This window comes from Desulforhopalus vacuolatus (genome assembly GCF_016918505.1).
In the GTDB taxonomy this organism is placed as follows: Bacteria; Desulfobacterota; Desulfobulbia; order Desulfobulbales; family Desulfocapsaceae; genus Desulforhopalus; species Desulforhopalus vacuolatus.
This window is the reverse complement of the sequence record NZ_JAFFPZ010000008.1, coordinates 111,842-126,224: the sequence shown is the minus strand read 5'-3', so window position 1 is coordinate 126,224 and position 14,383 is coordinate 111,842. Positions and strand designations below refer to the sequence as shown.

The 14,383-nt window shown below is 48.4% G+C and carries 14 protein-coding genes; 8 read left to right on the top strand and 6 right to left on the bottom strand.

The window, feature by feature from the left end; translation table 11 throughout:
• Positions 1–487 precede the first annotated feature (487 nt).
• From JWG39_RS07365 to JWG39_RS07345, 5 genes are all read left to right on the top strand, one after another.
• Entirely contained in the window at positions 488–1,375 is an 888-nt protein-coding gene (locus JWG39_RS07365) for a P-loop NTPase (protein WP_338032189.1), read from the top strand.
• A 52-nt stretch (positions 1,376–1,427) separates the two neighbouring features.
• Positions 1,428–2,054, top strand: a complete 627-nt coding sequence (locus JWG39_RS07360; RefSeq protein ID WP_205218739.1) for an MBL fold metallo-hydrolase — start codon at positions 1,428–1,430, stop codon at positions 2,052–2,054.
• Positions 2,055–2,070: 16 nt separating this feature from the next.
• Positions 2,071–4,002, top strand: coding sequence for a selenocysteine-specific translation elongation factor (selB, locus tag JWG39_RS07355; protein ID WP_205218738.1), 1,932 nt, complete (start codon positions 2,071–2,073; stop codon positions 4,000–4,002).
• Positions 4,003–4,399: 397 nt separating this feature from the next.
• Complete coding sequence (locus JWG39_RS07350; protein ID WP_205218737.1) at positions 4,400–4,654, top strand: type II toxin-antitoxin system Phd/YefM family antitoxin; 255 nt, start codon at positions 4,400–4,402, stop codon at positions 4,652–4,654.
• Positions 4,647–4,910 (top strand): Txe/YoeB family addiction module toxin, encoded by a 264-nt coding sequence (locus JWG39_RS07345; protein WP_205218736.1) that lies wholly within the window; start codon positions 4,647–4,649, stop codon positions 4,908–4,910. Before JWG39_RS07350 ends, JWG39_RS07345 begins: the two co-directional genes overlap by 8 nt.
• Positions 4,911–4,981: 71 nt before the next feature.
• On the opposite strand, the gene tilS is transcribed toward JWG39_RS07345, so the two are convergent.
• The 6 genes from tilS to JWG39_RS07315 form a co-directional block, all read right to left on the bottom strand.
• Positions 4,982–6,427, bottom strand: a complete 1,446-nt coding sequence (tilS, locus tag JWG39_RS07340) for a tRNA lysidine(34) synthetase TilS (protein WP_205218735.1) — start codon at positions 6,425–6,427, stop codon at positions 4,982–4,984.
• A gap of 12 nt (positions 6,428–6,439) precedes the next feature.
• On the bottom strand, positions 6,440–7,885 hold the full coding sequence (mpl, locus tag JWG39_RS07335; RefSeq protein ID WP_275888977.1) for a UDP-N-acetylmuramate:L-alanyl-gamma-D-glutamyl-meso-diaminopimelate ligase: 1,446 nt from the start codon (positions 7,883–7,885) through the stop codon (positions 6,440–6,442).
• The gene (locus JWG39_RS07330; protein ID WP_240192034.1) at positions 7,882–8,070 is read right to left on the bottom strand and encodes a hypothetical protein; all 189 of its coding nucleotides are present in this window, start codon (positions 8,068–8,070) and stop codon (positions 7,882–7,884) included. The genes mpl and JWG39_RS07330 overlap by 4 nt, the downstream gene beginning before the upstream one ends.
• A gap of 189 nt (positions 8,071–8,259) precedes the next feature.
• Positions 8,260–9,348 (bottom strand): dual-specificity RNA methyltransferase RlmN, encoded by a 1,089-nt coding sequence (rlmN, locus tag JWG39_RS07325; protein WP_205218734.1) that lies wholly within the window; start codon positions 9,346–9,348, stop codon positions 8,260–8,262.
• On the bottom strand, positions 9,345–10,433 hold the full coding sequence (gene serC, locus JWG39_RS07320; RefSeq protein WP_205218733.1) for a 3-phosphoserine/phosphohydroxythreonine transaminase: 1,089 nt from the start codon (positions 10,431–10,433) through the stop codon (positions 9,345–9,347). Before serC ends, rlmN begins: the two co-directional genes overlap by 4 nt.
• A gap of 46 nt (positions 10,434–10,479) precedes the next feature.
• A complete protein-coding gene (locus JWG39_RS07315; RefSeq protein WP_205218732.1) occupies positions 10,480–10,956 on the bottom strand; it encodes a tRNA (cytidine(34)-2'-O)-methyltransferase in 477 nt (158 codons plus the stop codon).
• Positions 10,957–11,114: 158 nt separating this feature from the next.
• On the opposite strand from JWG39_RS07315, the gene JWG39_RS07310 reads away from it, so the two are divergent.
• From JWG39_RS07310 to recJ, 3 genes are read left to right on the top strand one after another with little or no spacing between them, the layout of a single operon-like run.
• Positions 11,115–11,546 (top strand): ComEA family DNA-binding protein, encoded by a 432-nt coding sequence (locus tag JWG39_RS07310; RefSeq protein ID WP_205218731.1) that lies wholly within the window; start codon positions 11,115–11,117, stop codon positions 11,544–11,546.
• A 6-nt stretch (positions 11,547–11,552) separates the two neighbouring features.
• Positions 11,553–12,500, top strand: coding sequence for a tRNA (adenosine(37)-N6)-dimethylallyltransferase MiaA (miaA, locus tag JWG39_RS07305; protein WP_205218730.1), 948 nt, complete (start codon positions 11,553–11,555; stop codon positions 12,498–12,500).
• Positions 12,501–12,503: 3 nt separating this feature from the next.
• Positions 12,504–14,171, top strand: coding sequence for a single-stranded-DNA-specific exonuclease RecJ (recJ, locus tag JWG39_RS07300; RefSeq protein ID WP_205218729.1), 1,668 nt, complete (start codon positions 12,504–12,506; stop codon positions 14,169–14,171).
• Positions 14,172–14,383: the final 212 nt, after the last annotated feature.

Genomic DNA, 14,383 nt, shown 5'->3' with positions numbered 1-14,383 from the left:
CCTGTTGCAATTGTCGATAATAATCCTTGTAACAGGAAATACAAATTTTCCAGCCGTCGCGCAAGTGTGAATCCCGTCTGCAGGCGGATTCAACATTGCACGAGTGGCAGGCATGACATATAGTCTAGTCTGGTAAATTTGTACGTTCTCAAGAAGTTGTGGACGTATGTAATTTCAGTATGTTACGCATACAAAAAACAGCTTTCAATCACGTCCTGTGTCATAATCAACATACTGTATTTACACGTTTTTAAAATTTCGACTGAAGAAAATCGTAATAAAGACACGAAAAATAAATTTTTATGATTATATAACATACTGGTATCGTTATTATTTTTTATTTTCCATGGGTTTCTAAGGAGTTACGTCAGTTCAGCGTAAACTGCCTGGATATAAAGTAAAAGCGGCAGATGTCCCATTTTTCCATTCTGGAAAAATGGGACAGGCCATTTCATGCTTAACAGCTCAAGTATAAGGAGACAGTACAGTGGCAACTAAAAATGGAGGAATGACTCCAGAAGCTCAGCAGGCAAAGGCAGCGCAGCAGGAGCTGGCAATCAAAAAATCTCTTGGCAAGATTAAAAGAAAGATTCTCGTCATGTCCGGCAAGGGTGGTGTAGGAAAATCCACCGTTGCGGTCAACCTTGCTCTCGGCCTTGCCGAGAAGGGGTACCAGGTCGGACTGATGGACGTCGATATCCATGGTCCCGATGTCCTCCGCATGCTTGATATGAAAGGGAAACTTCAAGGTCCCGATTCTCCGAAAGATCTCGTTCCAACCTTGAAATTTAATGACAACCTGAGAGTTGTCTCCCTCGAATACATGATGCGTGACCGTGACGAGGCAATTATCTGGCGCGGACCGTTGAAGATTCAGGCTATCCGTCAGTTCATTTCCGACATGGACTGGGGTGATCTTGACTATCTTATTATTGATGCTCCTCCAGGTACCGGTGATGAACCTCTTACCGTTGCACAAACCATCCCCAACCTTACCGCTGTCGTCGTTACCACTCCGCAGAAAGTAGCACTTGCAGACGTACGTAAATCCATCAACTTCTGTAAAACAGTAGAAGTGGAAATTGCCGGTTTGATTGAGAATATGTCTGGTTTCATCTGCCCGCACTGTAACAAGACTGTTGATATTTTCAAATCTGGTGGCGGTGAAGAACTCGCCCGTGAAACCAATCTTGCCTTTCTCGGCAAAATTCCGCTGGATACCCGGGTTGTAACAGGTGGAGACGACGGGAAACCGTTCCTCATCTCCAACCAGGACGGACCGGCTGTTGAGGCCTTTGGCAAGGTCCTTGCCCAGGTTGAACTGCGTGTTCCGGCTGTGAAAATCCCTGAACCCATTCAGATGGCAAAACGCTGATCTCCACGGCCGGAAGGAATTCCCTTCCGGCCTTACTTTCAGGATAACTTTTATGATACTTGAACAACTGATTGTCGGAACCATGGATGTCTGCTGTTATGTGGTGGGGTGTGAAAAAACAGGAAAGGGCGCGGTTATTGATCCAGGTGGAGATGAAGATAAAATTCTCGCCAGCGTGAAAAAACATGGTCTGGACCTTGAATATATTCTCCTTACCCACGGTCACCCGGATCATGTCTGCGGTAACCGTAAACTCAAGGAGGCCACCGGGGCAAAGATTGTCATGCATACCGATGAAGCGGCCTTCCTGGCAAAACCTGGTATTGCCGAGTATTTTTCCATGCTTGGTCTGGAACCATCGCCCCCTGCGGATATTCTAATAAAAGAGGGGGATATCGTTTCTGTGGGTGAAGAAAAATTCAAAGTTATTCACACGCCTGGCCATACGCCGGGTGGTATCTGTCTTTATAATGCTCCCAATCTCTTCACCGGTGATACGCTTTTCGCCGGAGGTATTGGACGGACTGATTTCCCCGGTGGTTCCACGGAGCAGCTTCTCACTGCTATTCGCAGCAAACTGTTCGTTCTGCCCGCTGAAACGGTGGTCTGGCCGGGACACGGCTACGGCGGATGCCACTCCACCATCGGCATTGAAGCGAAGTCCAATCCATTTCTCTGAGTCTTGCGGGTAATCCATGCGTGAAATAGTTCTTGGCACAGCGGGGCATGTTGACCACGGCAAAACCAGTTTTGTACGCGCACTCACCGGCCAGGAAACGGATCGGCTGAAGGAGGAAAAAAAGCGTGGCATAACCATTGAACTGGGTTTCGCGTGGCTGGATCTGCCCTGCGGACACCGCATCGGTATTGTTGATGTGCCCGGCCACGAGAAATTTGTGAAAACGATGGTTTCCGGGGTCTCTGGAATTGATATCGTTGCTTTTATTATTGCTGCCGATGAGGGCATCATGCCGCAGACGGTGGAACACTTTGAGATCTGCCGGTTGATGGGTGTCCAGCAGGGAATTGTGGTTGTAACCAAGAAGGATATGGTTGATAGCGACTGGCTGGAGATGGTACAAGGCGAAATTGCGGAATTTTGTGAAGGGTCTTTCCTTGAAAATGCGCCGATGATCAACGTCTCATCGACTACTGGCGAAGGGCTTGAAGAAGTTCGCAATGAACTTGACCGGATGGTGCGGGATTTCGTATTTCAAGAAGTTTTTGGCCCCTTTCGTCTCCCTATAGATCGCTGTTTTGCCATGAAAGGTTTTGGCACGGTGGTTACCGGAACTTCTCTCTCCGGACGAATGAAGACTGGTGATTCCATGCGCCTTTTTCCCACTGAAAAAGAGGCGAGGGTACGCGGTATTCAGGTACATGGGGAGGCAGTGGAAGAGGTGGAGGCCGGGCATCGCACGGCGGTTAACCTGCAGGGAGTGGTTGCGAGTGATGTCTCCCGAGGCATGGTTCTTGCTCCCGCCGAGGCGCTGAAAGCAAGTTTTATGCTCGACACCAGGATGATTTATCTCAATTCTGCGGGAAAGCCCTTGTCGCATCGTGCCAGGGTTCGTGTAGATATTGGTTCTACCGAGGTTCTGGGACGGGTTTCTTTGCTTGACCGCAAAGAGCTTCAGCCCGGAGATGAAGCACCGGTGCAGCTGTTGCTTGAGGAGCAGGTCGCGGTCTGGCCGCAGGACCGCTTTGTCATCCGCAGTTATTCTCCGGTACTCACCATTGGTGGCGGGGAGGTGCTGGGAAATGTACCGCCGCGTAAGCGCAAGCGCCTTCACGACAGCGATCGGGAGGCAAACCAGCAGGCATACAACATTCTTGAGCAGGGCGGGCTCACCGACAAAATCCTTCTCCTCCTTGAAGAGAGCAGGGAACAGGGATTGACGGCAGGAGATATTGGCATACGTATCGGCCTCTTTGGAAATAACCTTAAAAAAGCTTTGCAGGATCCTGTTTCTACGAAGAAAATATCAGTTGTTGATTCCGCAGTCCAGCGTTATGTCGTGACCTCTGTGGCCGAAAGCGTAAAAACCATGATAGTGGAGGCCTTTACCGAGTGGCATAAAAAACATCCGCTGCTCCCCGGCATTGTACGTGAAGAGTTGCGCAGCAGTCTGCCGAGACCGGTAGAGCAGAAAGTATTTAATTACTGCCTCAACGAGCTGGTGAAAAATGGCGGGGTGGTACAGGAGGAATCGCTGCTCCGCCTTGCAGGCCACGAAGTCGCCTTAAAGGCAGACGAGAAGGCTCTTGAGAGAGAACTCGCGGAGTGGTTGCTGGAACGGGGACTGCAGACGCCGACTCTTAAAGAGATCATGGAGCATCTAAATGAGTATCCTGCGAAGCTGGTAAAAGAGGTCATGGATGTGCAGCTGCGGGACGGGCGAATTATTAAGATCAGCGAATCACTCTACTATGCAAAGGGAGTGATTGAACCGCTGATTGAAGAGCTGAAAAGGTATCTTGTTGAGCATGGCGAAATTGACGCTCAGGGGTTCAAGGAAATGACAGGCCTCTCGCGAAAATTTTCCATTCCGATACTCGAATACTTTGACCGGGTGAAGATCACCATGCGGATTGGAAATCAAAGATTCCTCCGAAAGCAATCCTGATAACTTCATTTTACAGTATGTTGGGTTTTTCTAAACAAAGGTACATAAACATCCACAGCAATTTGGTCCGTGTCTGAAGGGATAGCGGACCAACAGAAACGGAGGTACATCCTGTGAGGTTACAGGGAGAAGACTTCCTCCCCAGGTTGACCACTGAATTCAAGTAAGAAGTGCAACACGTTTACCAGTGAAGTTTTGTTCCTCTCTACCAGCCTGCTCTGGTTTTGCAAAAAAGACATCGAAAGAATGGCGTTTATTGATTTTGGCGTATTGCACTGCCCATGGCGCTGGTTAGCACCGAGATTCGATTCCAAGAATAAACCTGCACAATTTACTGGACAACATAAACAGAACTTCTTATACTTGTACAATAAACAAGTCAAGTAAGGAGGCTCAAATGAGAGTAGTAAATTTTAGTGAAGCAAGAAATAACCTGAAATCAATACTGGATCAAGTGACTGATGATGCTGATTACACTGTAATCACTCGTCGTGACGCCGAAGACGCTGTAGTAATGTCTCTCGATTCTTTCAACAGTATTTTGGAAACGTTTTACCTTCTAAAATCTCCCTCAAACGCCAGGCACCTTGAAAAGTCTATTGCTCAATATAAAAAGGGCAAAGCAACTGAGAGAGAAACGATAAATGAATAAAAAACTCGCCTGGACTGATGAAGCGTGGAAAGACTACATTTATTGGCAAACTCAAGATAGAAAAACACTCAAGCGAATGAACACGCTTTTGGAAGATATAAGACGGAACGATCCATTCAAGGGTATTGGAAAACCTGAACCTCTAAAAGAGACTCTCAGCGGTTTTTGGTCAAGAAGAATTGATGATACAAACCGCCTGGTCTATGCGGTTGATAAAGAATATATCACTGTCATATCCTGCCGATACCACTACTAAAGTGGTACCTTGAATATTCCGAGGGTAAATTTTTGACTGTAACGAAGAAGATTGAGAGGAAGACTGGCTGGTTAATGTTCCCTGTATTCTATCACCAGAATGATACGTGTTTCTCTGGTTACCTTATAAAAGGTATCAAGTTCCATGCCCGCCACTGCCACGATGCGCTCTGCACTGGTGATGATTGGCCAGCTGGTGCGCATAAAAGCGGGGATGGATTTTTCAGAGAAATAGCGTGCCACCTTTTTTGTTTTACCCGAACCGCAGGCAGTAAAACGATCTCCGGGCCTCATGGTGCGCAGACAGAGAGGAAAGGTCAGTTTGTCTGCATCAAGGTTCAGGGCTTCAGGCTCCAGACTGTCAAGATACTCGTGCTTGTCTCTGATATTTTCACGATGTTTGAGACGAAAATTGATAACGTTTTGCGTGCCGGGGATCTCAAAACGACCCGGTTGTGTCACCTCAATGCGATAGCCAGTCTCCGCGCCTGATTCTGCAGAACCGCGCTTCTGTCCCTTCGGCAGAGGGTAGTGAAAAAAGAGTTCGTCCCCGCTTCTGTTCACCCGCAGCCCCTTCTCCAGATGCAGTTCTCCCCCGGAAGTTTTTCTTCCCATCAATTTCAGTATTGCATCAATCTGTTCATAATCCGGTCGGGTTCCCATCTGCCAGCAGCATTGTTCAATCGTTCGCCGCTGCAATGCAGGATCTTCCTGGATAAAATGCCTGCAGGAGAGGGTGAGCCTCAACCTTTTCCCTTTTGTCATTGTTACGTTGCGTTTCCAACACTCTTTTGTTGCACTGTTCAGAAAATGATTATCTACATGAAGTATATCGATTAACTGTATGATCTGACGTCGAAGTGAAGGTGTATAATCTTTTTCAAGAGAGGGCAAAAGATTAAGGCGAATACGATTGCGCAGGAAACGGAGATCGGAATTGGAGGAGTCTTCCTTCCATTCAAGATGCTGCTTCTGCAGATACTTCTGCAGCTCTTTTTTGGAGATATCGAGCAGGGGACGAATGATATTTCCCTTTCTGTAGCGCATCCCCGTAAGGCCCTGCAGACCGCTTCCCCGCAGCAGGTGAATAAAGAACGTCTCAACCTGATCGTCCGAATTATGGGCAACAGCAATGGAGTCGCATCTGCAGGCAGTGCAGAATTCCTGCAGTTTACGGTAACGTAAAATACGGGCGGCATCCTCAAGAGAGCGATGCTCTTCTGCGGCAAAGGTCTTAACGGAGACGCTGACTGCGGTAAATGGTACGTTGAGGTACTGGCAGAAGGTCTGCAGCCAGGCAGTCTCCGTTTTTGCCTCTTCCGGGCGCAGGCCATGGTTCACATAAAGCGCATGGAGACGGTCTGATGAAACAAGAGCGGTGAGGAGGTGCAGCAGAGCAACGGAGTCTGAACCGCCGGAGATTCCAACAAGAATTCTCTCGCCGCTCTGGATGAGCGCCTCCTTGTGCACGGTGGCGCGAACGCGATCTATGAGTGTTGTGCGGGCGGGCTGTTTCAACGGATGTTCCAGTCAGCTGTCAAGCTGAGCGAGGAGGCGGGCATGGATGTTGTCAAAACCACCATTGGAGAGAATTGCAACAACATCTCCTTTCTTCAGCCTTTTTATAAGGTGATGAAGAATAGCGTCGGTGTCTGAAAAACTCAATGCATCGAGTCCTCGACGGCGCAGATCTGCGGCCAGCCTGCTTGACGAGAAGAGCTCTTCGGGGTCCAGTCCTTCAATGGGAAGTGGTTCGCGGAGAAGAATAAGATCTGCGGAATCGAACACGCTGGCGTAATATTTTTGAAAGATTGCCCGCCGGGAGGAGTTCGTTCGCGGTTCAAAAATTGTTATCAGTCGGCGACCGGGCCAGGCAGAGCGCAAAGCGGCCAGGGTTTCACGAACGGCAGTGGGGTGGTGGGCAAAATCATCAATTACAGTGACGCCGCCTTTTTCTCCCCGTACTTCCTGGCGACGTTTTACACCGGCAAAAGTGGAAAGACCGTTGCTGATCTCTTCCGGAGTAAGCCCAATACGGTTTAAGACAGCTGTTACCGCGAGGCTGTTGAGGCAATTATGCCTGCCAGCCATCTTCACTTTGAGCCGTGACCAGAGCTGGCCCTCGCGATACACCGCAAAGTCCGTGGTGCCATCCTGTGTCTTCATCTCTCCGAGAGCCCAGGAGAGCGTGCTGTTTTCTGTGTACAGTCCATATCCCTGCACCTCGCACTTCGCTTCAGCGGCAATTTCCGCCACATTGGGATCGTCAAGGTTGGCAACGAGCAGTCCTTTTTCGGGAATTAAGCGGACAAATTTGCGAAAGGATGCCTTAATTTCGTCGAGATTGTCGAAAATATCAGCATGGTCAAATTCAATGGATGTAATTATCGCAATTTCAGGACGATAATGGAGAAACTTAGATTCTTTATCAAAGAATGCCGTATCGTATTCGTCACCCTCTGCAACAAAGTATTTTCCTTTACCGAGTCTGAAATTGGCGTTGAATTCTTTGACGATTCCACCAATCATGAAAGTGGGGTCAAGTTCGGCACGAAAAAGGGTGCTGGCAAGCAGGGAACAGGTGGTTGTTTTACCATGGGTTCCGGCAACTACGAGCGAGGTGCGGCCGCGAATGAAGAAGTGGGCCAGGGCCTGCGGAAAAGAGAGGTAGGGCAGAGTGGTCTGCGAGAGGGCAATGGCCTCTGAATTTTTACGGGTAATTACATTTCCGACAATGACGAGATCTGGATGACTCTGGAGATTTTCCGCGCAATACCCCGACATGATCTCAATCCCGAGTCCGGAAAGAAAATCTGACATGGGCGGGTATATATGGCTGTCACTGCCCGTAATCACATAACCGGACGCCTGGAGCATGCCGGCAAGCGCGGCCATACCGGTGCCGCAGATACCCATGATGTGAATGCGCTTGATTGTGTCGGGAGCGTGGTTGAGTTGTGGATCAAGATCCATCATTGCTTCTCTCCGCGAATCGTCTCTTCAAGGCTGCGGTAAATATTTTTGAACGCGCTGTCGAATGTCGCAGGGTTTATCCGTCCGGTTTCAATAAATTTTACAGCGATTTCTTTGGCAACTTTAAGCAGAGTCTCCTCGCTGACTTTTCGTTGTTTTCTGTCGTTGTCTGTTACGTTTCCCATCATGTTTTCCTGAAAATAATTTCACCTCTGCCGCCGGAAGAAGGCCAGTTCTAAGAGCGGCAGAGGTGTGGTACGAAAATAACCTGTAAGCCATTTCCGCCCGATAAAAAAAGCACTGTTCATTATGCTTTCAACATCTTTCCATGGCAGGGACGGCTTTTTCTCAAGGGTACCCTGAACATTTAAGAACTCTCAGACCTGTTTGATCTCCTGCTGATTCTTTGTGGCAAGCTGCCCGCAGGCTGCAGATATATCCGAGCCTCGACTGCTGCGGATAAAAACCGTGTAATGGGCATCAAGCAGTATCTTTTGAAACTGTAAAACCTTTTCCCGTGGCGGGCTGCGGAACGGCAGTTCCGGGCAGGCGTTGAAACTCAGCAGGTTGATTTTACAGGGAATATCTCTCAGTTTTTTTGCCAGGAGAAGGGCGTCTGTCGGTGAATCATTAATACCTTCAAGCAGGGTGTATTCAAACATGATTCGCTTACGCTTCGGCAGGGGATAATTGCGGCATGCATCGAGCAGTTCTTCCACCGGCCAGCGGCGGTTGACAGGCATCAGTTCACTGCGCACGCTATTTTTTACAGAGTGCAAAGAAACCGCTAAATTGCATGAAGTATTTTCTCCAAGCTCCGGTAGTTTTGGAACAATACCACATGTTGAAACGGTGAGCTTGCGGGTGGTAAGACTCATCCCTTTCTGGTTTGTCATTATGGAGAGGGCGTCAAGAACATTCTCCAGATTGTTCAGCGGTTCTCCCATACCCATAAAAACAACATTGGTCACCCGGTTCGATCCAATGAGTGTTTCCGGTGGCTGCTCCGCAAGATAATCGCGTGCGGCGACAACCTGATTTACAATCTCCGCTGTTGTCAGGTTGCGAATAAAACCCATGGTACCGGTGAGGCAGAAGGTGCAGCCCATGGCGCAGCCAATCTGTGAGGAGATACAGAGTGTATTGCGATCGGGTTCGGGTATCAAAACCGCTTCAATCATCTGCCCGTCGAAGAGGTGAAAACCGAATTTCACACAACCGTCTGAGGCCTTCTCCAGCAGCGGGTTGCTAAACTGTGAAATATACGCCTTTTCAGCAAGAATAGCGCGAAACTCTTTGGCGAGATCAGTCATCTGAGAAAAGTCCGTAATGCCAGGGCGATAAAGCCATGCCATGATCTGGCGGCCACGGAAAGCCGGCTGATGGAGACTTTCCGCAAAAGCGACAAGTTGCTCCTCGGTGAGGTTACGCAGGTCTGTCTTGTTGTTTTCTGATGAATTTATCATGCGGGATTCTTTTGTGCAAAATCGGTCATAAATTGAGCAAGCCGTTCAACGCCTTCCTTTGGAAAAGCGTTGTAGATGGAGGCACGGCAACCACCGGCATCCCGGTGGCCTTTCAGTCCACTCATTCCGGCTGCCAGTGCCTCAGCAACAAATTTACTTTCCAGTTCAGGGGTTGCCAGGTTGAAAGAGACATTCATCAGACTGCGTGACTCTCTTTCCGCGTAGCCACGGTAATAATCCCCCGAGTCAAGCACTTCATAAAGCAAGGCTGCCTTCTCCATATTTCGCTGCTGTACAGCCTCAAGCCCGCCACTCTTCTTCAGCAGCTTCAAGACCTCACCGGCAACAAAGATATTGACCACCGGCGGCGTATTGAACATTGACCCTTTGTCTGCATGGGTTTTATAGCGCAGCATGGTTGGAACCGACAGCGGTGCCCGCTCAAGAAGATCTTCGCGGATAATGACAATGGTAACACCCGCCGGACCGAGATTTTTTTGAGCTCCGGCAAAAATAAGTCCATAGCGGTTTACATCCACGGGACGAGAGAGAAAATCCGAACTCATGTCGCAGACCAGCATGGTTTCAGTCTGCGGAATGTAACTGTATTCGCTGCCGTAGATGGTATTGTTTGAGGTATAATAGAGGTATTCTGAGCCTTCAGACACCGTAAACTCATCGGGGCGCGGTACTCGATGAAACCCCTCGGCACTGCCGTCAAAGCCAACAGCTACTTCGCCGAAAAGCCTTGCCTCGGCAATGGCTTTTTTCGACCAGACACCTGTATTGAGGTAGGTCGCTTTTTTTCCTTTATCGAGCAGCAGATTCATTGGCACCATGAAAAACTGGCTGGAACCACCACCCTGAAGAAAGAGAACTTTATAATTATCCGCAATTCCAAGCAGTGTCCGCAGATTGGCTTCCACCTCAAGAATATAGGCTGAAAACTCCTGGGAACGGTGACTTATCTCCATGATGCCAATACCGGTTCCGGCAAAATCAAACAGCGCGTCGCGGGCTTTTTCCAAAGCTTCGACGGGCAGGGTGGAGGGCCCTGCACTAAAATTAAAGGTTCGTTCTTTCATGAATTATCTCCGGTGAGAAAGGTTGGGCTGAATGTCCAATTTTATTTTACTGCCTGTCAAAACCACGTTGCCGAAGAGCTTCATAGAGAACAATTCCGGCGGATACGGCAAGATTCAGGCTGCGGATGTGAGGATTGCTCATTGGCAGAGTACAACATCGGTCACGGTGGCCCTGAAGTATCTCTTTTGGGAGTCCCTTCGTCTCCTTTCCGAAGACAAGATATGCTCCGGAAGGATATTCTACCTCACTGTAAATTTGTGCAGTTTTCGTGGTAAAAAAGTAGAGAAGATTTTCCTCGGTGGCAGTAAGAAACTGCGCAAAACTGTCCCAGTAGACAATGTTGACAAATTTCCAGTAATCAAGTCCGGCGCGCTTGAGATGTTTATCATCGGTGGAAAAACCGAGAGGGCGCACAAGGTGCAGAACAGTGTCTGTTGCTCCGCAGAGGCGGGCAATAGTGCCGGTGTTGGGAGGAATCTCAGGTTCAACAAGCACTATATTAAAAGGTTTGACTTTTTGCATCTATCCTGCATAATGATAAGAGTTTTCAGGATTATCCTGTATTGTTGTTTTCAACTGTTGGGGACATCAAAGAATCAGTCTTTCGCTCAAATGCAGGCTGTTTCAAGGTCCTCTGATGTGAATCTTTCCCGCTTCCGGGAATCCCGCTGTTTTCCGCCATGGAATGTACCCCGTCCCCTCAAGGAATACAAGAAAAGCCCGAAAGTGAAACGGGCTCAATTCCCGATGAAAAACTCTTTTGGGAAAAAGAAAATCACTGGCTGGTGTTGATGCTGCTTTGTTTTGCTCTCCTTTTTATTGGCTGGTTTCGGCTCTCTGACAGTTTCGACAACCCGCAAAAAATTATTATTGACGACTCCTTGAGGAAGAACAGGGCGATTAATATAATTCTCTTTGGCAAAATCTCCATAAACTCCGCTACAGAAGAGGAGTTGTGTCTGGTGAAGGGGGTTGGGGAGAAAAGAGCACGGGCAATCCTCGCCTGGCGAAGGAAACACGGCAGAATAGACGGGCCGCAGTTTCTCTCTGAGATTAAGGGGATTGGGCCTGTCGGTGCGAAAAATATTGCTGAAAAATTCCGTTTTGATTGAGGTGTAATGAAAGAGATTGTAGAAGGACCTGTATTGGTAATTGCTGGCCCAACCGCTATTGGGAAAACGGCGCTCTCGTTTGAAGTGGCATCGCGTTTTGACTGCGAAATCATCAGCCTTGATTCCATGCAGGTCTATCGCGGCATGGATATTGGAACAGCCAAAGCGACCGATGAGGAGAGGGCGAAGGTTCCCCATCATCTTATTGATGTTTGTACCCCTGATGAACAGTACGATGCAGCCCGTTTTGCCGCTGATGGCCTGCGTCTTGTTCGGGAAATTCATGAGCGGGGCAGGCTCCCCTTTATTACCGGCGGTTCTGGGTTGTACCTCAAGGCACTCATAGAGGGGCTCTTTAACGATGCTCCGATTGATATTAAACTGCGCGGAGTCTTGCGCAGGAGGCTGGAAGAAGAAGGGCGTGAAAAACTCTACGAAGAGTTGCAACAGTATGATCCTGAGACGGCACAGCGGGTACACATCAGGGATACCCAGCGGTTGCTGCGTGGGCTGGAAATCTATCTGGTCAGTGGAATACCCTGGTCAGAGTACCTGCGTCGACAACAGGAACGACGCCGTAAAGAAGGGAATGATTTCCGTCGTCTGCTGCAGATCGGCCTCACCTGCGATCGAGAAAAACTGTATAAAAGAATTAATCAACGTTGCAGAATGATGCTTCAGGGCGGGCTTGAGCAGGAGGTTCGCAGTCTGAGGGAAAAGGGCTGTGGACCAGAACTTAAATCCATGCAGAGCATTGGCTATCGGCAGATGAATGCATTTCTTGATGGAAAATATGATTACGCAGAAATGGAGAGACTGCTTGCACGCGACACTCGGCGCTATGCCAAGCGGCAATATACCTGGTTTCATCAGGTTGATGGTCTGCAGTGGTTTGATGTTGCCATAGACAGGCAGCAAATTCTCAAGACGATTGCACTCTGGCTGGAGAAATGACAGATGGTGAAAAAAGAAATACCCGGATTTATTCTTCAGCTGCTGGCTCAGCGTGGAATAGAAGACTATACTGATATTGAGAAATTTCTTTTCCCGAAACTCGCATCGCTGCCGAAACCAGACTCCATGCTTAACCTGCGGGAAGCAGCACAAGTGGTCCGTTATTTCGTGGAAAAAGAGCTGCAGATTATTATCTGGGGAGACTATGACGTAGATGGAACAACCGCCACTGCGTTACTGGTAAATTTCTTTCGAGAGCTCGGCGTTGATATAAAATGGCACATCCCAAATCGTCTGACCGATGGCTATGGCTTGAATATCCGCTGGTTTGAAGAAAATATATCATCCTTCAGTTCGAAGCGGTTTCTGTTGATTACGGTAGATAACGGAATCTCAAGCCGTGAGGTGGTTACGCTCATTCAGAAACTCGGCGGGGTGGTTGTCGTAACAGATCATCATGCTCTTCCCGAGAGTGGCATTCCGGATTGTATCGTGGTGAACCCGGAGCAGGAGAAATGTGGTTTTCACAGCGACAAAATGGCCGGAGTGGGAATTGCATTTTACCTTGCAGCTGCCATTCGTAACGAATTTTCAAAGAGAAATGATATAAATATGAAGTCATTTCTCCCTTTTGTAGCCCTTGGGACTGTTGCGGATATGGTTGAGTTGACTTCTACCAATCGTATTCTTGTGCGGGCTGGTTTTGAAGAGTTGCATAACCCACGGTTTACCGGCCTTATAGCACTTCTTGAAGAGTCGGAAATTTTTAGTGGCGAGGTAACCTCTGAGGATATTGGCTTCAGCATCGGGCCAAAGATAAATGCGGCAGGGCGGCTCGGAAACAGTCAACTGGTTGTTGAAATTTTGACCTCTGAGAATCCAAAAATCGCCAAAAAAAAGAGCGCCGAGTTGCAGGAACTGAATCTGAGAAGGAAAGAACTCTGTGTCGATGATTTTGCTCTCGCCGAGAGCATGGTCTCTGGATACGAGGTCGCAGAACAAAAAGTCTGTGTCGTTGCAGGAAAATTTCATCCCGGGGTCGCGGGGATTGTAGCGTCGAAACTGGTGGAATTATTTGGTGTCCCGGCAATCGTTCTGGCCGAAACGGTTGACTCCGATAGATGTTTAACTCTGCGGGGTTCCGGTAGATCTGTGGAAGGAATCAATCTGCATGAAATGCTGCAGCAGTGCTCTGATGTAATTATAAAATTTGGCGGGCACGCCATGGCTGCGGGATTGAGTATTGAGCCACAAAATCTGGATAAATTCACTCAGATGCTGGGCAAGGCTATCCGCGAGGAAAGTGCCCGGGATGGGCAGAAACCTGTACGGAAGAAGAGTTTCGATGTTGCCTGCAGTATTGATGAAGCAATGAATCCGGTATCAATTCAATATCTTATGCTGATGGAGCCATTTGGCCAGGGAAATCCGGCACCGAAGTTTTATGATAAGAACTCTATTGTCATCCAGTCAAGAAATGTCGGCGTGGATCAACGGCATCTCAGTCTGATGTTTCGCGGTCAGTATTCGCAATACAAGGGGATCGGTTTCGGGCTTGGCGAACAACTAAACGATGTGCAGGCAGAGTCTCAGCGGAGTCTTGTTTATTCGCTGACACGCAATCGATATCGCGGGACGGAGAGCTGGCAGATTCGTGTTCATTCTCTATGATCATGAGAGTGAGAGCAAAAAGGCCAAAAAGCAAAAAGGCGTCTGGTTAAAAAGGCGTCTGGTTGAAGGGTGGCCAACAAAGGAGTCGAGACCCAGAGAATATCTCAGGCTTGGAATCCTTTATTATAAAATTATACATAATATACATTATGCGACATAACTTCTATAATGTGTTTCTGGTGTGTAAATTGCAAAGCTTTGGTATTCGCCCT

Coding starts and splice junctions, on each gene's coding strand:
- JWG39_RS07360 (WP_205218739.1), top strand. CDS start 1,428: ATGATACTTGAACAACTGATTGTCGGAACCATGGATGTCTGCTGTTAT.
- selB (WP_205218738.1), top strand. CDS start 2,071: ATGCGTGAAATAGTTCTTGGCACAGCGGGGCATGTTGACCACGGCAAA.
- JWG39_RS07350 (WP_205218737.1), top strand. CDS start 4,400: ATGAGAGTAGTAAATTTTAGTGAAGCAAGAAATAACCTGAAATCAATA.
- JWG39_RS07345 (WP_205218736.1), top strand. CDS start 4,647: ATGAATAAAAAACTCGCCTGGACTGATGAAGCGTGGAAAGACTACATT.
- mpl (WP_275888977.1), bottom strand. CDS start 7,885: ATGATGGATCTTGATCCACAACTCAACCACGCTCCCGACACAATCAAG.
- JWG39_RS07330 (WP_240192034.1), bottom strand. CDS start 8,070: ATGATGGGAAACGTAACAGACAACGACAGAAAACAACGAAAAGTCAGC.
- rlmN (WP_205218734.1), bottom strand. CDS start 9,348: ATGATAAATTCATCAGAAAACAACAAGACAGACCTGCGTAACCTCACC.
- serC (WP_205218733.1), bottom strand. CDS start 10,433: ATGAAAGAACGAACCTTTAATTTTAGTGCAGGGCCCTCCACCCTGCCC.
- JWG39_RS07315 (WP_205218732.1), bottom strand. CDS start 10,956: ATGCAAAAAGTCAAACCTTTTAATATAGTGCTTGTTGAACCTGAGATT.
- JWG39_RS07310 (WP_205218731.1), top strand. CDS start 11,115: ATGGAATGTACCCCGTCCCCTCAAGGAATACAAGAAAAGCCCGAAAGT.
- miaA (WP_205218730.1), top strand. CDS start 11,553: ATGAAAGAGATTGTAGAAGGACCTGTATTGGTAATTGCTGGCCCAACC.
- recJ (WP_205218729.1), top strand. CDS start 12,504: ATGGTGAAAAAAGAAATACCCGGATTTATTCTTCAGCTGCTGGCTCAG.